The organism is Pseudomonas sp. 43mfcvi1.1 (genome assembly GCF_900115935.1).
In the GTDB taxonomy this organism is placed as follows: domain Bacteria; phylum Pseudomonadota; class Gammaproteobacteria; order Pseudomonadales; family Pseudomonadaceae; genus Aquipseudomonas; species Aquipseudomonas bijieensis.
In genome coordinates this window covers 195967-218070 of record NZ_UETT01000009.1, presented here as the reverse complement: position 1 = coordinate 218070, position 22104 = coordinate 195967, and the positions used below count along the sequence as shown (strand labels likewise).

Sequence of the window (22104 nt, the reverse complement as noted above, 5' to 3'; positions counted from 1 at the left end):
GCTCGCTCCCACAGTGGTATTGCGTAAGACTTCAGTCCGCCAATCGCCAGGTCGTCCCGCCCTTGCCATCTTCCAGCACCACGCCCATGGCGGTGAGCTGGTCGCGGATGCGGTCGGATTCGGCCCAGTCCTTGTTGGCCCGGGCGGTCAGGCGCGCCTGGATCAATGCCTCGACCTCGACGGCGTCCACGCGACCTTCGGCACCAGCCTGCAGGAAATCATCGGCTTCGAGTTGCAACACACCCAGCACGCTGGCCAGTTCTTTCAGGCGTGCCGCCAGACCGGCCGCTGCATTGAGATCGCTCTCACGCAGGCGGTTGATCTCACGCACCATCTCGAACAGCACCGCGCAGGCTTCCGGCGTGCCGAAGTCGTCGTTCATCACCTCGGTAAAGCGTGCAACGAACGCTTCGCCGCCGGCCGCCGGCACATTCGGCATACCCTTCAACGCGTGGTAGAAACGCTCCAGGGCGCCCTTGGCGTCCTTGAGGTTGTCTTCCGAGTAGTTGATGGCGCTGCGATAGTGGCTCGACACCAGCAGGTAACGAATGACTTCCGGGTGGTACTTTTCCAGCACGTCACGGATGGTGAAGAAGTTGTTCAAGGACTTGGACATCTTCTCGCCGTTGATCCGGATCATGCCGCAATGCATCCACGCGTTGGCGTAGGTCTTGCCGGTGGCCGCTTCGCTTTGGGCGATTTCGTTTTCGTGGTGCGGGAATTCCAGGTCGCTGCCGCCGCCATGAATGTCGAAAGTCTCACCCAGGCAGCAGGTGGACATCACCGAGCATTCGATGTGCCAGCCCGGACGCCCGGCGCCCCACGGCGACTCCCAGCTCGGCTCACCCGGCTTGGCAGCCTTCCACAGCACGAAGTCCAGCGGATCCTGTTTCGATTCGTCGACTTCGATGCGCGCACCGATGCGCAGGTCTTCGATCTTCTTGCGCGACAGCTTGCCGTAGCCCATGAACTTGGCGACGCGGTAGTACACGTCGCCATTGCCCGGTGCGTAGGCATAGCCCTTGTCGATCAAGGTCTGGATCATGCTCAGCATGCCAGGAATGTGATCAGTTGCCCGTGGTTCCAGATCCGGCTTGAGGATATTGAGGCGCGCCTCATCCTCGTGCATGGCCTTGATCATGCGCTCGGTCAACGCATCGTAAGGCTCGCCGTTTTCGCGAGCACGGTTGATGATCTTGTCTTCGATGTCGGTGATGTTGCGCACGTAGGTCAGGTCATAACCGCTGAAACGCAACCAGCGGGTCACCAGGTCGAAAGCGACCATGCTGCGACCATGGCCAATGTGGCAGTAGTCGTACACGGTCATGCCGCAGACGTACATGCGGACCTTGTTGCCATCCAGCGGCTTGAAGACTTCTTTGCTCTTGGTGAGCGTGTTGTAGATCGTAAGCACAGGGTTTCCCTTAAGACTTGATCACTGACCCCAGGAATCGCGCAAGGTCACGGTACGGTTGAATACCGGAGCACCGGGTTTCGAGTCCTTGATATCCGCGCAGAAGTAACCTTCGCGCTCGAACTGGAAACGGTCTTCCGGCTGTGCGTTGCCCAACGAAGGTTCGGCACGACAACCAGTGAGTACTTGCAGGGAGTCAGGGTTGATGTTGTCCAGGAAGCTGGCGCTGTCTTCGGCCTTCTCCGGGTTTGGCGAACGGAACAGGCGATCGTACAGGCGCACTTCGCACTCGACGCTGGCAGCGGCCGGCACCCAGTGGATCACGCCCTTGACCTTGCGACCTTCCGGGTTCTTGCCCAGGGTGTCGGGGTCGTACGAGCAGCGCAGCTCGACGATGTTGCCGTCGGCATCCTTGATCGCTTCGTCGGCGCGGATCACGTAGCTGCCGCGCAGGCGCACTTCGCCGGCCGGCTCCAGGCGCTTGTAGCCTTTTGGCGGCTCTTCCATGAAGTCTTCACGGTCGATGTAGATCTCCCGGGCGAACGGCAGGACGCGCACGCCCATGTCTTCTTTCGGGTGACGCGCCAGCTCGAGGTTCTCGATCTGGCCTTCCGGGTAATTGGTGATGACCACTTTCAGCGGACGCAGTACGCACATGGCGCGCGGGGCGCTGTGGTCCAGGTCGTCACGGATGCTGAATTCCAGCATGCCGAAGTCCACCACGCCGTCGGAACGGTTGGTGCCGACCATTTCGCAGAAGTTGCGGATCGATTTTGGCGTGTAGCCCCGACGACGGAAGCCCGACAGCGTCGACATGCGCGGGTCGTCCCAGCCGTTGACGTGCTTCTCGTCCACCAGTTGCTTGAGCTTGCGCTTGCTGGTGATGGTGTAGTTCAGGTTCAGGCGGCTGAATTCGTACTGGCGCGGATGGGCCGGCACCGGCAGGTGCTCGAGGAACCATTCGTACAACGGCCGGTGGCTTTCGAACTCCAGGGTGCAGATCGAGTGGGTGATGCCTTCGATAGCGTCCGACTGACCATGGGTGAAGTCATAGTTGGGGTAGATGCACCACTTGTCACCGGTCTGGTGGTGATGGGCATGACGGATGCGGTACATGATCGGGTCGCGCAGGTTCATGTTCGGCGAGGCCATGTCGATCTTGGCGCGCAGCACCCGTGCACCGTCCGGGAACTCACCGGCGCGCATGCGGGCGAACAGGTCCAGGTTCTCTTCCACGCTGCGGTCACGGAACGGGCTGTTCTTGCCCGGCTCGGTCAGGCTGCCGCGGTATTCCTTGGCCTGCTCGGGGGTCAGGTCGCACACGTAGGCGTTGCCGGCCTTGATCAGTTCCACCGCCCAATCGTGCAGTTGGTCGAAATATTGCGAGGCATAGCGCACCTCACCGGACCATTCGAAACCCAGCCACTTGACGTCGCTTTCGATCGCGTCGATGTATTCCTGGTCTTCCTTGGCCGGGTTGGTGTCGTCGAAACGCAAGTGCGTGACGCCGCCGAACTCCTGGGCCAGGCCGAAATTCACGCAAATCGACTTGGCGTGGCCGATGTGCAGGTAGCCGTTGGGCTCCGGAGGGAAGCGAGTGACGATCTGTGTGTGCTTACCCGAGTCCAGGTCCGCCTGGATGATCGGGCGCAGGAAGTTGACCGGCACGGCCGGGCCGGTCTTGGAATTCGAGGTAGGGTCGACAGTGGGCTTGCTCATAGGATCCTTGAACGTACAAGTGCGCGGCCGGGTGCGGCCTGATAAATCAAAGCCCGTATCATAGCCGATGCTGTCAAGCACCTGACAGGCCAGGTCGGTAAACGATTGAATTTAATCGACGACCAGATGAAAAACAGCCTCGAAATTCGTGCCTGGCACGCTAAACTGCCCAACCTGGCCGATTGCAGCCAGACCGGTTGCGGGCAGTGAAGCCCCGAAACCCACGAATTCCTTGAAAGAGTAGCGATCATGACCCAAGTCAAACTGACCACCAACCACGGCGACATCGTCCTGCAACTGAACGCCGAAAAGGCACCGCTGACCGTTGCCAACTTCGTTGAGTACGTCAAGGCCGGCCACTACGAAAACACCGTTTTCCACCGTGTCATCGGCAACTTCATGATCCAGGGCGGCGGTTTCGAACCTGGCATGAAGGAAAAGAAAGACAAGCGCCCAAGCATTCAGAACGAAGCCGACAACGGCCTGCCGAACAAAAAGTACAGCGTTGCCATGGCCCGTACCATGGAGCCGCATTCGGCCTCCGCGCAGTTCTTCATCAACGTGGCCGACAACAGCTTCCTGAACCACAGCGCCAAGACCGTACAAGGTTGGGGCTATGCGGTGTTCGGTGAAGTGATCGAAGGCACCGACGTGGTCGACAAGATCAAGGGCGTCGCCACCACGTCCAAGGCCGGCCACCAGGACGTCCCGGCAGAAGACGTGATCATCGAGAAAGCCGAGATCATTGAGTGATACTGCTGATTTCAGATTTGCATCTGGAAGAGGAGCGCCCGGACATCACCCGGGCGTTTCTGGATCTACTCGCCACACGCGCCCGCTCGGCGCAAGCGTTGTACATCCTGGGCGACTTTTTCGAAGCCTGGATCGGCGACGATGCCATGACGCCGTTCCAGCGTTCCATCTGCCAGGCCCTGCGCGAATTGAGCGACAGCGGCACGGCCATCTTCCTGATGCACGGCAATCGCGACTTCATGCTGGGGCAGGCCTTTTGCAAAGCGGCCGGCTGCACCCTGCTCAAGGACCCGAGTGTCGTGCAGTTCAACGGCGAGCCGGTGCTGCTGATGCACGGCGACAGCCTCTGCACCCGCGACGAAGGCTACATGAAGCTGCGGCGCTGGCTGCGCAATCCGGTCACGCTGTTCATCCTGCGTCACCTGCCGCTGGGCAGTCGCCAGAAACTGGCGCGCAAACTGCGTAGCGAAAGCCGCACGCAGACACGCATGAAAGCCAATGACATCGTCGACGTCACGCCCGAAGAGATCCCGCGGATCATGCAGCAATACGGCGTGAGAACCTTGATCCACGGCCACACCCATCGCCCCGCCATCCACAAGCTGCAACTGGGCGAACACGCCGCCCGGCGCATCGTGCTGGGAGATTGGGACAAGCAAGGCTGGGCGTTGCAGGTGGATGAACAAGGGTTTGCGTTGGCGCCGTTTGGTTTTGGTAATGCGCAGTTGGCGTTGCCAGGCAACTGAAGCGCGCAGATGTCCCCTGTGGGAGTAGGCCTGTGGGAGCAAAGCTTGCTCGCGATGAACGATGACACGGTCTTGCAGTTGAACCGTGTCGCCCGCATCGCGGGCAAGCCTTGCTCCCACAGCCCCGCTCCCACATTGGATTGCATTTCACTTCTGAATCAATGCCCCGCCGACGCAGGCCCCGCCTTCGCCACGAACGGCGGCTTGGCCAGCCACACCAGCAAGATCAACCCCATGAACCCCCATCCCAGCAACGTGAAGTAATCCACGGTGGAGAGCATGTATGCCTGGCTGGTGAGGATCTGGTCGAGCTGGGCATAGGCCGGGGCACTCGCGCCGCCGAGCTGGTTGAGTGCTTCACGGGTGGCCGGCTCGTAGGTGCTGATGTGTTCGCTCAGGTAGGCATGGTGCTGGTCGGCCCGGCGGATCCAGATCCAGGTGGTCAGGGACGCGGCGAAGCTGCCGCCCAGGGTCCGCAGGAACGTCGCCAGCCCGGCGCCGTCGGCAATCTGGTGCGGTGGCAGGTCCGACATCAGGATGCTCAGGGTCGGCATGAAGAACAGCGCCACACCGATGCCCATGAACAACTGCACCATCGCGATGTGCTGGAAATCCACTTCATTGGTAAACCCGGCGCGCATGAAGCAGCTCAGGCCGATGGCCAGGAACGCCAACCCGGCCAACACACGCAGGTCGAACCGGTGGGCGTACTTGCCGACGAAGGGCGACATCAGCACCGGCAGGATACCGATGGGCGCCACTGCCAGCCCGGCCCAGGTCGCGGTGTAGCCCATCTGGGTCTGCAACCACTGCGGCAGGATCAGGTTGATGCCGAAGAACCCGGCGTAGCCCCCCACCAGCACAATGGTGCCGATGCGAAAGTTGCGATAGGCGAACAGCCGCAGATTGACCACCGGATGGCGGTCGGTCATTTCCCAGATCACGAACACCGCCAGGGCAATGAGCGAAATCAGTGCTCCGATGATGATGAAGTTCGATTCGAACCAGTCCAGGTCGTTGCCTTTGTCGAGGATCACCTGGAGCGCGCCGACCCCGATGATCAGCGTGATCAGCCCTACGTAGTCCATCGGTTGATGGCTGGTGACCACCGGCCGCGCCTTGAGCTGTTGTTGCACCACCATCGCCGCGAAGACCCCGATGGGCACGTTGATGAAAAAGATCCACGGCCAGCTGTAGCTGTCGGTGATCCAACCACCGAGGATCGGCCCGGCAATCGGCGCCACCACCGTGACCATCGCCAGCAAGGCCAGGGCCATGCCGCGCCTGGCCGGCGGGTACACCGCGATCAGCAAGGTCTGGGTCATCGGGTACAACGGCCCGGCGACCAGCCCCTGGAGTACGCGAAAACCAATCAGTTCTGGCATCGAAGTGGAAATGCCACACAAGAACGAAGCGAGCACGAACAGCATCGTCGCCCACAAAAACAGCTTCACCTCGCCAAACCGTCGGCTCAACCAGCCAGTGAGCGGCAAGGCGATGGCGTTGCTCACCGCGAACGAGGTAATGACCCAGGTGCCCTGCTCCGAACTGACGCCCAGGTTGCCGGAAATGGTCGGCAAGGCGACGTTGGCAATGGTGGTGTCGAGCACTTGCATGAACGTCGCCAGCGACAGCCCGATGGTGCTGAGCAACAGGCTGGGCGGCGTGAAAGACGCGTTATTGCTCATTGCGAAATCCTATGAAGCGACGGTGGTGAATCGCGGGCAAGCCTTGCTCCCACAGGTTCCAGGACTACCTGAACCATTGAACAAAACACAAAACCTGTGGGAGCCGAGCTTGCTCGCGATGGGGCCCTTACAGCCAATATCTTTGTTGCCTGCCATGCCGCTATCGCGAGCAAGCTCGGCTCCCACAGGGTGATCAGCGCTGGGCAGTCTTGCTCGCAACCGCGCTGTTTTCGTGAATCAACCGCGAGATCATCGCGTCGGCATCGGCCAGTTGCCGGTCATAGACCTGGGTGCTGAACGAGGCTTTCTGCGGTGGCTGCTGGGCCAGTACCGGGCCGCTCTGGTCGCGCAGATTGACGCTGACCAGGGTCGACAGGCCGATCCGCAGCGGATGCTCGGCCAGCTCCTGGGCATTGACATGAATGCGCACCGGCACCCGCTGGACGATCTTGATCCAGTTACCCGTGGCGTTCTGTGCCGGCAGCAAGGCAAACGCGCTGCCGGTGCCGGCGCCGAGGCTGTCGATGGTGCCGCTGTACTTCACATCGCTGCCGTACAGGTCGGCCTCGATGTCCACCGGCTGGCCGATGCGCATGTCGCGCAGTTGGGTTTCCTTGAAGTTGGCATCGATCCACAGCTGATCCAGCGGGATCACCGCCATCAACGCCGTGCCTGGCTGCACCCGTTGGCCCAGTTGCACGGTGCGTTTGGCGACATAACCGGTGACAGGTGCAATCAAGGTGCTGCGGGCGTTGGCCAGGAAGGCCTGGCGCAATTGCGCGGCGGCGGATTGCACGTCGGGATGGGACGACACCACGGTATCGTCCACCAGGGCGCTGGTGGTCTTGAGTTGTTGCCGGGCATTGGCCAAGGCGTTCTGCGCCGAGGTCAAGTCATCCCGGGCGTGAGACAGTTCTTCCTGGGAAATCGCCCCGCCGGCCGCCAGGTTCTTGCGTCGACTGTAGTTTTCCTGGGCCTTCTGCACTTCGGCCTCTTGCGCATTGACCTGCGCCCGCATGCCATCGACGTTGCTGTACAAGCCACGCACCTGGCGCACGGTCCGGGCCAGGTTGGCCTGGGCACTTTGCAGCCCGACTTCGGCATCGTTCGGGTCGAACTGCACCAGCACCTGGCCTTCACGCACCAGGTCGCCGTCGTCGGCACCGATGCTCACCACGGTGCCGGTGACTTGCGGTGTGATTTCCACTACGTTGCCGTTCACATAGGCATCGTCGGTGCTTTCGCTCCAGCGACCATACAGTTCGTGCCAGGCCCAGACACCCAGGCCCGAGAGAATGACCAGCAGCGTCAGCGTCACCAGCATGACCTTGCGCTTGCGTGGGTTGCTGTCTTGCGCATGTTCGGATTGAGTCGTTTCGGCAGTAGCCATGACAAGTACCTCGAATCAGTTATTCGGCGTAGCAGAGGCCGGGGTGGCCGCCGCCAGGGTCTGGGCCTCGAAACCACCGCCCAGGGCCTGCATCAGTTGAATCGACAAATCGATCTGCTCGGCATTCAGGTTCGCCAGTTGGCGCTGGGCCTGGAGCAATTGCTGCTCGATGCTCAGCACGTCCAGGTAATTACCGATACCCGAGCCGTAGCGCTGGACCACCGTGTCGTAGGAGCTCTGGGCGATATCGGTGGCATGCTGCTGGGCGCCGATCTGGCGGGCGATGTCACGCAACTGGTTGATGGTGTCGCTGACATCGCCAAGGGCCGTGACCAGGCTTTTGTTGTATTGCGCCACCGCCAGGTCGTAATCGGCGTCCCGGGCATCCAGGTCCGCTCGCAAGCGGCCGCCATCGAAGATCGGCAACGACACCGTCGGCGCCACATTGAAGAAGCGGCTGGCCGAGCCGAACATCGCATCGCCCAGCAGCGAGCGTGTCCCGGCCGCCGCACTCAGGTTGAGATTGGGATAGAAGTTGGTCTTGCCGGCCTCGATGTCCTTGCTCGCCGCCTCGACCCGCCAACGCGCCGCGACCAAGTCCGGACGCCGCCCCAGCAACTCGGCAGGCAGATTCGACGGCAAGGCGACCGCGCTGGCTTGCAGCACATTGGGCCGGGCGATTTCATTGCCGCGGTCCGGGCCCTTGCCGAGCAAGACCGCCAGGGCGATCTTGGCGCTTTGCAGGCGTTTCTCCGCATCGATCCGGGAGGCATCGGCGCTGGCTTCCAGGCTTTCGGTCTGCTGGAACTGATATTCGCTGTCGATCCCGGCAGTGAGGCGACGCTTGCTCAGGTCGAGCATCTGTCGGGTGCGCTTGAGGTCCTCGGTGGCCAGGTCATAAATGATGTGGGCCTGGCCCAGGTCGCTGTAGGCCCGGGCCACGTCGGCGGCCAAGGTCAGTTGCGCGGCCTGGCGATCGATCTCGGCGGCGCGGGCCTGGCCCAGGGCGGCTTCCCAGGCAGCACGCTGGCCGCCCCAGAGGTCGAAGGTGTAATTGAAATCCACACCCAGCGTGCGCAGGGTGCTATACGCCTCACCCAGCCCTTGCGGGTCCTGGTCACGGGACAGGCGCGAACGGCTGACGCCGCCGCTGGCATCCAGGGTCGGCATGCGCGCCGCGTTGGCGGCATAGGCGGCAGCACTGGCCTGATGCACTCGGGCGCTGGCGATCTGCATGTCCGGGCTATCGCGCAAGGCTTCCCGGATCAGGCCATCGAGTTGCGGGTCGCCAAGGCTTTTCCACCAATCGCTTTTCGGCCACGCGGCCGGTGACAGCGTGACACCGTTCAGGGATTGCCCGGCCTTGAGGCTCTGGGCCTCGAGGCTGACGCCTTCGGTCTTCAAGCCGCTGTAGCTGGCACAACCGGCCAGGCTCATGGCCAAGACCACCAGGCTTAATCGGGTACGCAAGGTTTTACGCTTCATTTTTCCCCCAGTCGCGACACGGTAATGGGGTCACCGGCGGCGAGCAGAATTTTCTTGAGGATCTGTTCGAGGGTTTGCAACTCCTCGGGGCTGATGGCGCTGGCCAACTGGTTCATGGCCTCGGCACCGATAAACGGCAGGCGATCGGCGAGGGCCTGGCCGGCTTCAGTCAGCACCAGGCGCACTTGCCGGCGATCCTGGGCGGAACGTTCGCGGGCCAGGAAACCTTTCTGCTCCAGGCGATCGAGCATCCGCGTCATCGAGCCGCTGTCCAGGGACAGGTAGCGACACAGCTCGGCCGGTGTCTCGATGCCGTACTGGGCCATGATGATCAATACCTTGAACTGCGCGGCGGTGATGCCGACAGGTTCCATGTGGGTATCGATGATTCGGTCCTTGAGCAACGCGGTGCGGCCGAGCAGCATGCCGAGATGGCAATTGTGGAAGTTGTCTGGGGTGAAGTGCTTCATCTGACCACCGTTTGCTGCCTAGGCAGTGAATGTATGTCGAGATATTACTGCTTAGGCAGCGAATGTCAATCAAATAGTTAGGTTGCTATGCACTAACAGACAAACGCAGATAAAAATGTGGGAGCGAGCCTGCTCGCGAATAGCGGTGTGTCAGTCAACGAAGATGCTGAATGTCACTGCGCTATCGCGAGCAGGCTCGCTCCCACATTGGACATGGAGGATTCAGGGAGGGTTTAGAAATCGCGCTTGTAGAAGATGTCCAGCGAGCTGGCCACGCCGCTGGCGGCTTCGAGGTAGACCTTCTTGCTGAGCTTGTAGCGCAGGGCGATGGTGTTGGCCGGTTCGAACACGCCGACGCCGTAGCGCAGGCTGAGCTTTTCCGACAGGTTGCCGCTGGCGACCACGCTGGTGGCATTGCCGCTGCCCTGGGTGTCGAGCTGGAAATCATCGATGCCCAGGTTGTTGGCCAGGCTGCTGGTCACCCCCGAACTGCCCATCAAGCCCAGGCCCAGCGCCGCCTGGGCGAGCATGTTGTTGTCCTCGCCGGTGGTGCTCAGCGGTCGGCCCAGCACCAGGTAGGACAACGCCTGCTCCTGACTCATGGCCGGCTCCGAGAAGATTTGCGTGGTCGGTTGCTCGGCACTGCCGCTCAAGCGGATGCCGGCGATCACGTCGTCGGTCTGGCGGATCGCTTCGATGTCCAGGTAGGGCTGGTCGATGGGGCCGGCGAACAGCAGTCGCGCCCGGCGCACCGTCAATCGTTGCCCGTAGGCGCGATAGCGACCGTCGTTGAGCCAGAGCTCGCCGCGGGTATCCATGTTGTCGCCGATGTGAACCTGGCCTTGCACATTGGCCGTCAGGCCGAACCCCGAGAACGCGAGTTTGTCCTGGCCGACGATCACATCAATGTCCATCGCCATGGCCAGCGGCGCCTTGCCCTCCTCGGTCTGGTGGCCGACGATCACGGTGTCATCGGAAACCTTGACGGTGGACGGCGGCAGTTCACGGATGGTGATCTCACCTTTGGGCACCAGCACCTTGCCGGCAATGGAAAGCTGCTCGCCGTGCATCGTGATATTGAGGTCCGGCGCCACGTCGAGCACCGCATAGGGCTCGACGGTGACCGGCAGTTGCGAGCCCCTGAGGGCCAGGTTCATGGTCAGGGCGTCGCCCCAACCGACAGTGCCACTCAAGCGGCCCTGCCCGCTCTTGCCACTTTTCCAGTCGCCGTCGAGCCGTATCGTTTCGCCGGCAATCATCGCCCGCACCTGCAAGGCCTCAAGGCTGACCGGCAGTTCCGGGCCAGACACCTCGCCGTCGCTGAGCAGCAGGTTGCCGTTGACCTGGGGCGCGAGCAAACCACCGGCCAGGGTCCCGCTGCCGCTCAGATGCCCGGTGAGGGTTTCCACCATCGGCACGAACGGCCGGGCCACCGACAGGTCCAGGCCGCTCAGGCGGAACGAACCGCTCAGGGGCTTGCTGGCCGGTAGCGGGTTGATCTGCGCCTGGAGCATCAGTTCGCCGAGCCTGGTGCCGACAAAATTCAGGTCGGTGTCGATGCGCCTGGGGGTCAGGCGACTGTTGAGCGTCAGGGTCTGGTATGGAAAGTCCAGCCATTGCTCCTTGTCGCGGATCCTTAAAGTACCGCCGCTGGCGTCCACCAGGATCCGGCCATTCGGGCCGCTGGCCGGCAAGTCCAGTTGCAGGTCCGCGTTGAGCCGGCCCTGCCAGGCAAAATCCTTGGGCATCCACTGGGCCAGGCTTTCGATGGGGAATTGCTTGAGGTGATAACGCAGCTTCGGTTCCGGCATCAGCCGCTGATCTTCACCGCACAGGCTGGCCTCGCCAGAACGCCAGCAATGAGCACCGACGTTGAGGGTGCCATCGGCCAGGCGCTCCAGTTTCGCCGGGGCTTGCAGGCGCCAGGCTTGACCGCCAGCCTCCACGTCGCCGCTGGCCAGGCGTCCGCGCCAATTGCCCTGGTCGAGCGTGCCATCGAGCGCCAGGGTGGTGTCGAGCTGTGGCCCTTGCAGGTCCAGGTTGAGCTTTTGTTGCTTGATGTCGCCCTGCCCGCTGACGGTCAGCACGCCCAGCGAAGTCTCGCCGACGCGGATGCCGCTGGCCTTGAGATCGAGCTTGCCGCGCTGGGCGCTGTCGAGCGTCGCATCGAGGTTCAGGCTTTGCAGGCGATTGTCCTGCAACGCCAGTTGCGTGCCTTGCAGGCCGAGCTTGCCTTGGGGCGCCTTGAGCGTGCCGGCCACATCGACACGGCCGACGACTTGGCCGCGCAATTGCGGCCACAGTTGGGCCAGGCGCGAGAGTTTGATATCGATCTGGCCAGTGAGTTTTTCTTGCAGGCTGCCGGTGCCGTTGATGCGGTTGTCCCCCAGGCGGATGTCCAGGGCGCTGAGGTTCCACTGCTCGCCGGCGCCGCTGGCCTTGGCCTGGAACAGCGCCGGTTGGCCACGCAACTTGCCCTTGAGATCCAGGTCCGCATCGAGCTCGAGATGGTCGTTCTTCATCGCCCCTTTGCTGCGCAACGGCCCGGCCAGGGTCCCAGGCAATTCGCCCAGCCAGTACGCCGGGTTGATGGCCGACAGTTGCAGCGCCGTGTCCCAGGCAATGCCATCGGCAAATTGCAGGCTCAGGTGCCCTTCGGCCTTGCCCTGCCCCGCCGCGAGCTTGAGTTGCGGCAAATGGATTTGCCTCAGATCGCCGCTGAACGGGCTGTCCAGGCTGAAGGCCCCGGCAGGGCCGTCCAGTGCGGCCTGGAAGTTGCCCAGGTATTTGCCATCGGTGTAGGAGACTTCGCCGTCGAAGCTGCGCAATGTCACCTGCGGCTCGTCGATCAGCGGATAGAGGCGATGCCAGGGGAAATCCAGCCAGGCGACTTTCGCCTCGGCGCGCAGGCCTTCGCGCCAGTCCAATTGCCCGCTGAGTTTCAGGCTTCGCTGATCGCCGGCATCAAGATCCAGGCCGGCGATCTGTGCGCCATTGGCGTCCACGCTGCCTTGCAGCAACAACGCCACCGGCCCTTTCTCGGCGGGCAATGTCGCCTTGCCGAGCAGTCGATAGCCATTTTTCAGGTCGCCTTCGCCGGTCAATTCCAGTTGGTTGAGCAACAAAGTGTCTGGCAGATCGGCACTCGCCCTGAAGCCGTCGGCGGTGATACGCACCTTGGCCGGCAGGTTGTCCGCCAGCGGTTGCAGTTCACCGGTCAACTGGCCTTGCAGGTAACCGCTGCTGCCGGCCTTGAGGTTGAGGGTCTTGAGCAGGTTGCCGTCGACTTTCAGGTCCAGGGCCCAGGGCGTGGCGCCCGGCGCTGGCAAGGTCAACCGGCCCTCGGCGCTCAACGGCCAGTCGCCGCCCGGCTTCAGCAAGCCGGACAGTTTCAGGCTCAACTCGTCGCGCTGCAATTGCACCGAATCGATCTGCAGGCCCTCGGCGGTCCAATGGGCAACCAATTGCAGGCCCTTGAGCTGCTCGCTGCCGTTGAACGACAGGCTGCCGACCTGCACATCGCCAAGTTCGATAGCGAACGGCAAGTCCAGGTCCGGCAAGCTGATCGGGCCGCTGCTCGGTTCATCGGCAGAGGCTGGCAATTGCAAGGCGACCTGGTCAGCCTTGAGCTGTTCGATGCAGAGGGTCATGCGTGCCAGGCACAGCGGCGACCAGGCGAATATCAGCCGATCCACCTCCACGCGACTGGCGTCCTGCTGCCACAACAGGTGATCGGCGCTCCACTGCCCGCCCAGGCGGCCCTGGAAATTCTCCACGCTCAGCCCCGGCACGAGGCCGAGGGCCCAACGGCTGCCGAATGCCGTGCCCAACACAACGCTCAAGGCCAGCACCAGTGCCAGCAACACCCCGGCAACCGCCAGCAGCGTTATTTTCACACCACGCTTCACAGCTCAGGCCCCATGGAAAAGTGCAATCGGATACCGCCGTCGTCGTCCATCGCATGGGCCAGGTCGAGGCGGATCGGGCCCACCGGCGATACCCAGCGCACGCCAACACCCACGCCGGTCTTGAGGCTCGGCAGTTCAAGGCTGTTAAACGAGTTGCCCTGGTCGACGAACGTCGCCAGCCGCCATTTTTCCGCGATTGAATACTGGTATTCGAGGCTACCAGCGACCATGTAGCGACCGCCAATACGGTCGCCCTCGGAGTTTTCCGGCGACAGGCTCTGGTAGTCATAACCGCGCACGCTCTGGTCGCCACCGGCGAAAAAGCGCAGGGACGGCGGGATGGATCTGTAGCCATTGGTGGCGCTGCCGCCGATCTGCGCCCGAGCCAGCAGCCGATGCTTGTCGAACACTGTGGTCAGGCCCTTGACCATGGCGGTGCCATATAAAAGGTTGTTGTCCGAACCAAGGCCCTCCTTGGCGACCTTGGTGTCGAACTGCAAGCGGTAACCGTTGTGCGGATCGATGCGGTTGTCGCTGCGCAGGTAGGAATAGCTCACGCCCGGCATCAGCAGCGTGCTCAGGCCCGCATCGTCACCGAGGCGGTACTCCTCGCGCTGCCATTTGAGCGACACCACCCGCTGCCAGCCACTGGGCAACTTGCTGTGCCATTCCGGGCCCACGGTCAGCAGTTTGCTGAGGCTGTCGGTGCCGGCCAGTTCTTCATATTGATAACCGCCGGCGTAGCGCATCTTGTCGGTCAGCGGCGGGTCCAGCGGCACGTCGTACCACAGGCCGACGTTCTGCCGGGGCGCCGACACTTCCGCTTCCCAGCCATAGCTATGGCCCTGGGGGTTGACCCAGTGGCGCGTCCAGTTGGCTTTCGCCCGCGGGCCGACGTCGGTGGAAAAACCCAGGCCCAGGCCCATGGTCCGCGGCTTGCGCGTGTCGAGCTTGACCGCCACCGGGATCACGTTATCGGTGGCGGCGGTGGGCGCGGCATCCACGCGCACGCCTTCGAAATAGCCGCTCGATTGCAGGGCCTGGTTGAGCTCTGCGATGAGTTCGGAGTCGTACGCCGTGCCGGCCTTGAACGGCACCATGCGCTGTAGCAGCTCTTCGTCGAATGGCGTGTCGCCCTCGAAGCGCACCGGGCCCAAGGCATAGCGCGGGCCGCTGTCGTAGACCAGTTCAATGTCGGCGATGCCTGCCTGGGGGTCCACCAAGAGTTTCTGCCGGGTAAAGCGTCCGCTGAAAAAACCATAGCGCGAGGCCTGGTTCTGGATCACTCGCTTGGCATCTTCATAGCGACCATGGTTGAGCACCGCGCCAGGCTTGAGGGCGGCGTTGCTGGGCACGCGAAAGGCTTTGAGCGACGCCGCCGGGCCATCGATGCGCACGGTGACATTGCGCAAGTGCACAGGCTCGCCCGGGTCGATGGTCAGCACCAGGCGTGGGTCCTTGCCGCCCTTGACCTCACTGTCGATCTGCGGCTGGTAGTAGCCCAGCGCCTGGGCGGCCTTGCGCGCCTGCTCCTCGGCGCCGCGACTGAAGCGCAGCAAGGCCTCCTCGTCACGATCCCCCAAGCCACCGATGTAACCTTCTACGTTGGCCTTGAGTTCATCGTTGGACGGCTGGACTCGTACTTCCAACTCACTGTTTGCCAGTGCCGCGCAGCTGAGGGACAGCAAAAGCGCGCCACCGGTCATTCTTCCTGGGAGGTTCATGGCGCGGATGCTATCACGAGCGTAGGTGCCTGATAGAGCCGGACATTTCGCAAAAGTTCGGCCGACTATGCCGTTGCGCTTTGCAGAACCTGCGGGTTGGCGTGGAAGAACACATGCTCGCGGATCGGTCCTACAGCAACTTCACCAATTTCCTCGTAACCCTGGCGCTTATAGAACTCAAGGTAACGCGGGTTGCCGGTGTCCAGCACCACGCCTTGGGAATGCTCGTCCACCGCACACCAGTTATGGACCGCCTCAAGCAACTGTTCACCGAAATGTTTGCCCTGGAACTGTGGGTGCACCCCCAGTAGCGGCAGTACATGCACTGCATCCGAAGGCAGGCAGGCCAACACCGCCGCGTGGTATTCCAAGTAGCGTCGGGTGCAGCGAAAACCGGTGCTCAAGACCATGCGCAGACGCCAGGCCCAACTTTCGGTGATACCCAGGCGTCGCTGCGGCGGGGCGATCAGGGCGATGCCGATCAGGCGGTCGTTGACCAGCAGGCCAATGGCCGGCAGGTCCTGGAGAAAATGCTGCTTGACCAACTCACGCACCGTGGCCCGGACCCGCTGTTCATAACCTGGACGCTCGGATTCGAACAGGTAGCTGAAGGTAGGCTCATGGCGATAGGCCTGGTACAACAACGAACGGGCTTCACGGGAATAACCACTGTCGAGCATATGGACGTCGGCGATGGCGGTTTCAGGCATGGCGTTGGATCTCCTGGGGCGAGGCTCGGTGAGGCCCAGCTCTTATTGAGTACGAACCCGATTGGGTTGCGATCGTTCCTACACCCACAGGACATTAGCAGCGCATTTGTCCTACTGCCACGCTGGCTCCCTTCCCACATGTCAGCTAGCATCGCAGTTTTGCCAGGACAGCCGACCATGAAGATCGTCTCCTTCAACATCAACGGGCTGCGCGCCCGTCCCCATCAGCTGGCGGCGCTGATCGAGAAGCACCAGCCGGATGTGATCGGGCTGCAGGAAACCAAGGTCCACGACGAACAGTTCCCCCTGGCCGAAATCCAGGCCCTGGGTTACCACGTGCATTACCACGGACAAAAAGGCCACTACGGCGTCGCCCTGCTCTCCCGCCAGGCGCCGCTGAGCCTGTACAAAGGCTTCGAGGGCGACGACGAGGACGCCCAGCGGCGCTTCATCTGGGGCACCTTCGCCGATGCCAACGGCGTACCGGTGACCATCATGAACGGCTATTTCCCACAAGGTGAAAGCCGCGACCACCCGACCAAATTCCCGGCCAAGGAGCGTTTCTACAGCGATTTGCAGCAACTGCTGGAAAGCCGCTTCAGCAACGATCAGCCGCTGGTGGTGATGGGTGACGTGAACATTTCCCCGGAAGACTGCGACATCGGCATCGGCCCGGACAACATGAAGCGCTGGCTGAAGACCGGCAAATGCAGCTTCCTGCCGGAAGAACGCGAGTGGATGGCCCGCCTGAAAAACTGGGGCCTGGTGGACAGCTTCCGCCACCTGAACCCGGACGTCACCGACCGCTTCAGCTGGTTCGACTACCGCAGCCGCGGGTTCGAAGACGAGCCCAAGCGCGGCCTGCGCATCGACCTGATCCTCACCTCCCACGGCCTGCTGCCACGGGTCAAGGACGCCGGGGTGGACTATGAGCTGCGGGGCATGGAAAAACCGTCGGACCACGCGCCGATCTGGCTGCAGTTGAGCTGACCGCGTCACACCAAACCGCTGTGGGAGCAAAGCTTGCTCGCGATGAACGATGACACGGTCCTGCAGTTGAACCGTGCCGCCTGAATCGCGAGCAAGCTTTGCTCCCACAGAAACTTTCTGATTCTGCGACCCCATTGCCCTGCCGCGCCTGACAAGTCGCAACCCTGTCACCTTTCAGTAACCTGACTGACTTAATCTTCCGGCACTTCCTCGGGTTCAGAAGGTGTCGGCATGCGGCTGCGCGTTGTCTGTTTCATCGGCCTCTGGTTACCGTCCATGGCATCGGCCGGCAGTTTGCCCATTCCCGAACAGGGCCCGGCCCTGCGCCTCCAAGGTTCCAACACCATCGGCGCGGCGCTCGAGCCGGCCCTGGTCAGGGGCTTGATGGAAGATCAGGGGCTGCTCAGGGTCAGCAGCGAAATCACCGGTCGCGACAACGAGCAGCGCATCGTCGGCCAGACCGTCGACGGCCGGCGGGTAGAAGTGGACATCGCGGCTCACGGCTCCAGCACCGGTTTCGCCGCCCTCAAGCAGGGCAACGCCGACCTGGCCGCCTCTTCGCGACCGATCAAGGACGGTGAGCTGAAGGAACTGTCGTCCCTGGGCGACCTGAAAAGTCCCACCGCCGAGCAGGTCATCGCCATTGATGGCCTGGCGATTATTCTTCATCCGCAGAACCCGCTACGTCAGCTCGATACCCTGCAACTGGCACGGATATTCAGTGGCGAGGCGAAAACCTGGGAGGCAGTGGGCGTTACTGGCGGGGCGATTCATCTGTATGCCCGCGATGAACAATCCGGCACCTACGATACCTTCAAGGAGCTGGTGCTCAGCCGCCAGGGAAAACGGCTGGATCCTTCAGCGCGGCGCTTCGAATCCAGCGAACAGTTGTCCGACGCGGTCAGCCAGGACCCGCAAGGCATCGGTTTCATCGGTTTGCCCTACATACGCCAGGCCAAGGCGCTGGCGATTGTCGACGGCGACTCGCAACCCATGTTGCCGTTGAACCACCTGATCGCCACCGAAGACTATCCCTTGTCCCGCCGGCTGTTCTTCTACCTGCCGCCCCGGGAAACCAACCCGTGGGCCACGGCGCTGGTCGAGTTCACCCAAAGCGACCAGGGCCAGGCCATCGTCGCGGCCAATGGGTTCATCGCCCAGACCGTCCAGGCCATGGCCGTCACCCCCAATGCACTGATGCCCGAGGGTTACCAGGCCCTGAGTCGTCATGCCCAACGCCTGAGCGTGAATTTTCGCTTCGAAGAAGGCAGTGCCAACCTCGACAACAAGGCTCATCAGGATCTGGGCCGGGTGCTCGACTATATCCAGAAGCACGGCAAGACCGAGCGGCGCGTGACGCTGGTGGGTTTCGGTGACGCCAAGGACGACCCGGCGCGGGCGGATCTCTTGTCCAAACTGCGGGCCATGGCGGTGCGACGTGAACTGGTCAAGTACGGGGTGACCCTGCGCGAAGTGCGCGGCTTCGGTGCGCTGATGCCGGTGGCGGCCAATAATGAAGATGGAGGGCGGATCAGGAATCGGCGGGTGGAAGTTTGGGTTTACTAGCAACGCCGCCATCAAAAGACGAACCCGCTTTTTGTGGCGAGGGGATTTATCCCCGTTGGGCTGCGAAGCAGCCCCCAAAGGCGCTACGCAATCTATCTGAGATACCTCACTGTCAGGTTTTAGGGCTGCTTCGCAGCCCAACGGGGATAAATCCCCTCGCCACAATAGCTTGTTGTTTATCCCGCTAACTTCGATGTAGGAACAAGCCAAGTCGCCTTGCGCCATTGCCTACAACTACGCCAGAATCCGCCGGCTTGTGCGCCTGGAGGCCCGGCTCTATCGTTTTCCGGTCGCTGACAGATCAGCGATCGGGTTTGGTAGCCCGGGTAAAACTAAGGCGCACAGCTCCGGCATATTTATTATGGCGGCTGTGCGCGGGGCGCCCTTGTGGCGCGCTGGGTTTGCCTTGGTACCCGGTCTACCAACCTGCGTATAGCCGCCACCTAATGTTTGGTAGCAAAAGGTTGCGGCTCCAATAACCAAGGAGTTTCATCCATGTTCAAAGCAACACCCAACCCGCCGGATTCCGATCCAACGACCCACAACTCAAAAGAATTCGACGAAGCCGCTGACCGCGCCCTCGACTACTACCTCAAACCCAAACCCGACAAACCCGAGCCTGATCCAAGCCAACTCTTCACGGTCGTCAACGGCGTCGACACCGAATCCCTGCTCGCCAATCTCAGTGAAAACCTGGCCTCGGCCAATGCCATGGTCAGCAATCTGGCCTTCGACCTGGAAGGCCCGAGGCGACACATTGCCCTGGGCATCCAGCAGTTGATCGAACTGAGCGGATTGCTGGCGAACCGGGCGCTGGATAACATCGACCCGCGCTAACCGACTCACCGCCTCTGGAGCACACCAGAGGCCTGTGGGAGCAAAGCTTGCTCCCACAACAGGTTTGCCTTTGCCCCGACGGTTTGTGCCTGGTTGACTATTAGCGCCCCGCCAACTCCATGATCATCCGCGACAACAGATAAATCCTTGGCACTACGCTCTCAACCTCCGCGTATTCCTCCGGCGTATGGATGTTGCCACCGACAATGCCAAAACCATCCAGCGTCGGCGTACCCACCCCGGCCGACAAGCTGGCATCCGCCGCGCCGCCGCTGCCTTCTTCGGTGAGTTTGCGCCCCAGTTCGCCATAGATCCCTTGGGCCATGGCCATCAATCGATCCGACTCCGCCGTCTGCGGCATCGGTGGCAGGCCGCGCTTGAGGCTGGTGGTGACTTCGGTGTCGGCGATCAATTTGTCCTGCGACACCCGCGCCAGGTCTTTTTCGATGCGGTCGAACTCCTCCGGCACCGCCGCCCGCACGTCAGCCTTGGCGCTAGCCCGGTCGGGGATCACGTTGGTCCGGTCGCCAGCCTGGAGCACGGTGAAGTTGATGGTGGTTTTCTTTTCCGCGTCGCCGAGCTTGCCCAGCTGCAGGATCTGGTGCGCGGCTTCCATCGCCGCATTACGCCCCAGTTCCGGCGCGACACCGGCGTGGGACGCCTTGCCCTTGACCTCCACCAGCGCGGTGGCACTGCCCTTGCGCCAAACCACCAAGCCATCAGCCGGGCGACCCGGTTCCAGGTTGAGGGTCACGTCATGGGCCTTGGCGGTTTTCTTGATCAGGTCGGTGGCCACGTCCGAGCCGGTTTCTTCGCTGGCATCCAGCAGGAAGGTGATCTGCGCGTAATTCTTGAAGTCGAGGTTCTTGAGGATCTTCAACGCGTAGATACCGGCTACGATGCCGCCCTTGTCGTCCATCACCCCCGGCCCATAGGCGCGACCGTCCTTGATGTGGAACGGACGCTCGGCGGCCGAGCCTTCCTTGAACACCGTGTCCATGTGGGCCATCAGCAGGATCTTCGCCTTGCCGGTGCCCTTGAGGGTCGCCAGGATGTGCTGGGTACCGTCCGAATTCGGCACCTTCTCGATGGTGGCGCCCAGCTTCTTCAATTCGTCGATGGCAATGTCACCGACCTGGCTCAGCCCCGGTACATACCCGGAGCCGGAGTCGATATTCACCAGCCGTTCCAACAGCTTCAGGGCTTCGCCCTTGTATTGCTCGGCATCGACCAGGACTTGCTGGTGGGGCTGCGCAAAGGCCATGGGGGCGAAGGCGCCAAGGGCCAGGCTCAGGCCGAGACTGACGGCCAGGCGAGTGCGAAGAGCGGTCATCGTCATGATTTCATCCTTGTTCCGTATCGAAAGAGTGCCACAGGCACCCTACCCGACAATGACCCAAGGCTCTAGACAGCAGGTGGCCATCTCAGCCCCGTGGCCGCAAGTGGCTTTGCCTGGAAACCTCTGCATCGCGAGCTTCCCAGGTCAGCGGGGTTGCCTGGCGTCTATCAGGGCAGCACCCAATAGACATCCGTGAATGAAGGGGTATTTATTCTTCTTCAAATGCCCCGCCCTGCCACAGATCTTGGCTATACATGACTCATCAGGCGGCTGTCATGGTTGGTATCAAAGCAAAAGCGGCCCTGTCATCGCGATATGCCCGGGTTTCAGCTTCACTTAACTCATTCTGTCCTGACCCATGGAGGGCAAAACATGCTGGTGTTGTGGGTAGTCCTTGCCGTGTTTATCGCCTGGAGCTGGTTGACGTATCCAGGCATCGGTCATGTGCTGTACGACATGGGCACGGCGCTGGAAGCACGGCTCTACCGGTTGCACAAGATCACCGTCCCCATCAGTGAGATGACCGTGTCGACCTGGCAAGGCGGGCCATATGAAGCGTCCGGCAGCATCCTGATGCTGCATGGCTACAGCGCCGACAAGAATCTGTGGCTGCGTTTTGCCCGGCATTTTGTCGGCGACTACAGGGTGGTGGTGCCCGACCTGGCCGGCCATGGCGAAACCGGCTTCAAGGCCGGCGGCGGCTATGACATCCCGACCCAGGCCCGACGGGTGATCGAGTTGCTCGACGCCTGTGGCCTGGACAAGGTCCATGTGGTCGGCAATTCCATGGGCGGTTACCTCGCCGCCTGGCTGGCGGCCACTTCGCCCGAGCGCGTACTGACCTTGGCGCTGATCGATCCGGCCGGCGTCACCGCTCCCCAGGCAAGCGACATGGAGCGCCACCTGGCCGCCGGGCATAACCCGTTCCTCGTCGACTCACGGGATGATTTCGCGCCATTCTACGCCATGACCATGGCCTCCCCGCCCTGGGTACCCAGCGTGGTGCTGGCGGCGTTGGCCGAACGTTACGAACAGCGCCGCGATGAACTGGCGGAGATCTTCGTCGACTTTCGCGCCAGCCCGCCGATGGAGCCGCGCCTGGCCGACATCCGCGCCCCATCCTTGCTGCTCTGGGGCCGCAAGGACCGGCTGATCGACGTGAGCAGCGTGCCGGTGTGGAGCAAGGGCATCGCCGACCTGCGGGTGGAGATCTGGGACGGCATCGGCCATATGCCCATGGTCGAACGACCGGGGAAAACCGCGGCGCTGTACCGGGACTTTCTCAAGGGCTTGGGGCAATGACGGCAATGTAAATCATGTGGGAGCGAGCTTGCTCGCGATAGCGGCGATACATCCAACACTGAT

The 22104-nt window shown here is 62.2% G+C and carries 16 protein-coding genes; 6 read left to right on the top strand and 10 right to left on the bottom strand.

Translation table 11 applies throughout. From position 1 onward, the window contains the following. Nucleotides 1-31: 31 nt before the first annotated feature. Together cysS and DTP52_RS18695 are read right to left on the bottom strand one after the other, a co-directional pair. Entirely contained in the window at nucleotides 32-1414 is a 1383-nt protein-coding gene (gene cysS, locus DTP52_RS18700) for a cysteine--tRNA ligase (protein ID WP_109754679.1), read from the bottom strand. 21 nt (nucleotides 1415-1435) lie between these two features. Further along, the gene (locus DTP52_RS18695) at nucleotides 1436-3133 is read right to left on the bottom strand and encodes a glutamine--tRNA ligase/YqeY domain fusion protein (protein ID WP_109754678.1); all 1698 of its coding nucleotides are present in this window, start codon (nucleotides 3131-3133) and stop codon (nucleotides 1436-1438) included. A gap of 249 nt (nucleotides 3134-3382) precedes the next feature. Between DTP52_RS18695 and DTP52_RS18690 the strand changes: the two genes are divergently transcribed. Both DTP52_RS18690 and DTP52_RS18685 read left to right on the top strand, forming a co-directional pair. Next, on the top strand, nucleotides 3383-3886 hold the full coding sequence (locus tag DTP52_RS18690; protein ID WP_109754677.1) for a peptidylprolyl isomerase: 504 nt from the start codon (nucleotides 3383-3385) through the stop codon (nucleotides 3884-3886). Further along, a complete protein-coding gene (locus DTP52_RS18685) occupies nucleotides 3883-4632 on the top strand; it encodes a UDP-2,3-diacylglucosamine diphosphatase (RefSeq protein WP_109754676.1) in 750 nt (249 codons plus the stop codon). The genes DTP52_RS18690 and DTP52_RS18685 overlap by 4 nt, the downstream gene beginning before the upstream one ends. A 158-nt stretch (nucleotides 4633-4790) precedes the next feature. On the opposite strand, the gene DTP52_RS18675 is transcribed toward DTP52_RS18685, so the two are convergent. The 7 genes from DTP52_RS18675 to DTP52_RS18645 all read right to left on the bottom strand — a co-directional run bounded on the left by DTP52_RS18675 (nucleotide 4791) and on the right by DTP52_RS18645 (nucleotide 16007). Beyond that, nucleotides 4791-6320 carry a DHA2 family efflux MFS transporter permease subunit gene (locus DTP52_RS18675; RefSeq protein ID WP_109754674.1) on the bottom strand — a complete coding sequence of 510 codons (1530 nt, stop codon included), beginning with the start codon at nucleotides 6318-6320 and terminating at the stop codon, nucleotides 4791-4793. A 193-nt stretch (nucleotides 6321-6513) separates the two neighbouring features. Continuing rightward, nucleotides 6514-7710, bottom strand: a complete 1197-nt coding sequence (locus tag DTP52_RS18670) for an HlyD family efflux transporter periplasmic adaptor subunit (protein WP_109754673.1) — start codon at nucleotides 7708-7710, stop codon at nucleotides 6514-6516. A 15-nt stretch (nucleotides 7711-7725) separates the two neighbouring features. Further along, nucleotides 7726-9195 (bottom strand): efflux transporter outer membrane subunit, encoded by a 1470-nt coding sequence (locus DTP52_RS18665; protein WP_109754672.1) that lies wholly within the window; start codon nucleotides 9193-9195, stop codon nucleotides 7726-7728. After that, nucleotides 9192-9665, bottom strand: a complete 474-nt coding sequence (locus DTP52_RS18660; protein WP_109754671.1) for a MarR family winged helix-turn-helix transcriptional regulator — start codon at nucleotides 9663-9665, stop codon at nucleotides 9192-9194. Before DTP52_RS18660 ends, DTP52_RS18665 begins: the two co-directional genes overlap by 4 nt. A gap of 233 nt (nucleotides 9666-9898) precedes the next feature. Beyond that, complete coding sequence (locus DTP52_RS18655; RefSeq protein ID WP_109754670.1) at nucleotides 9899-13573, bottom strand: translocation/assembly module TamB domain-containing protein; 3675 nt, start codon at nucleotides 13571-13573, stop codon at nucleotides 9899-9901. Further along, nucleotides 13570-15297, bottom strand: coding sequence for an autotransporter assembly complex family protein (locus tag DTP52_RS18650; RefSeq protein WP_218278358.1), 1728 nt, complete (start codon nucleotides 15295-15297; stop codon nucleotides 13570-13572). The genes DTP52_RS18655 and DTP52_RS18650 overlap by 4 nt, the downstream gene beginning before the upstream one ends. Nucleotides 15298-15362: 65 nt before the next feature. Beyond that, complete coding sequence (locus tag DTP52_RS18645) at nucleotides 15363-16007, bottom strand: N-acetyltransferase (protein WP_109754668.1); 645 nt, start codon at nucleotides 16005-16007, stop codon at nucleotides 15363-15365. A 177-nt stretch (nucleotides 16008-16184) separates the two neighbouring features. On the opposite strand from DTP52_RS18645, the gene xthA reads away from it, so the two are divergent. The 3 genes from xthA to DTP52_RS18630 all read left to right on the top strand — a co-directional run bounded on the left by xthA (nucleotide 16185) and on the right by DTP52_RS18630 (nucleotide 19400). Then, entirely contained in the window at nucleotides 16185-16997 is an 813-nt protein-coding gene (xthA, locus tag DTP52_RS18640; protein WP_109754667.1) for an exodeoxyribonuclease III, read from the top strand. 231 nt (nucleotides 16998-17228) lie between these two features. Then, nucleotides 17229-18563, top strand: coding sequence for a substrate-binding domain-containing protein (locus tag DTP52_RS18635; RefSeq protein WP_109754666.1), 1335 nt, complete (start codon nucleotides 17229-17231; stop codon nucleotides 18561-18563). Between the two features lie 495 nt (nucleotides 18564-19058). Beyond that, entirely contained in the window at nucleotides 19059-19400 is a 342-nt protein-coding gene (locus DTP52_RS18630; protein WP_109754665.1) for a DUF6124 family protein, read from the top strand. 100 nt (nucleotides 19401-19500) lie between these two features. On the opposite strand, the gene DTP52_RS18625 is transcribed toward DTP52_RS18630, so the two are convergent. Continuing rightward, nucleotides 19501-20739 (bottom strand): M20/M25/M40 family metallo-hydrolase, encoded by a 1239-nt coding sequence (locus DTP52_RS18625; protein ID WP_109754664.1) that lies wholly within the window; start codon nucleotides 20737-20739, stop codon nucleotides 19501-19503. A gap of 372 nt (nucleotides 20740-21111) precedes the next feature. Between DTP52_RS18625 and DTP52_RS18620 the strand changes: the two genes are divergently transcribed. Then, entirely contained in the window at nucleotides 21112-22041 is a 930-nt protein-coding gene (locus tag DTP52_RS18620) for an alpha/beta fold hydrolase (RefSeq protein WP_109754663.1), read from the top strand. Nucleotides 22042-22104: the final 63 nt, after the last annotated feature.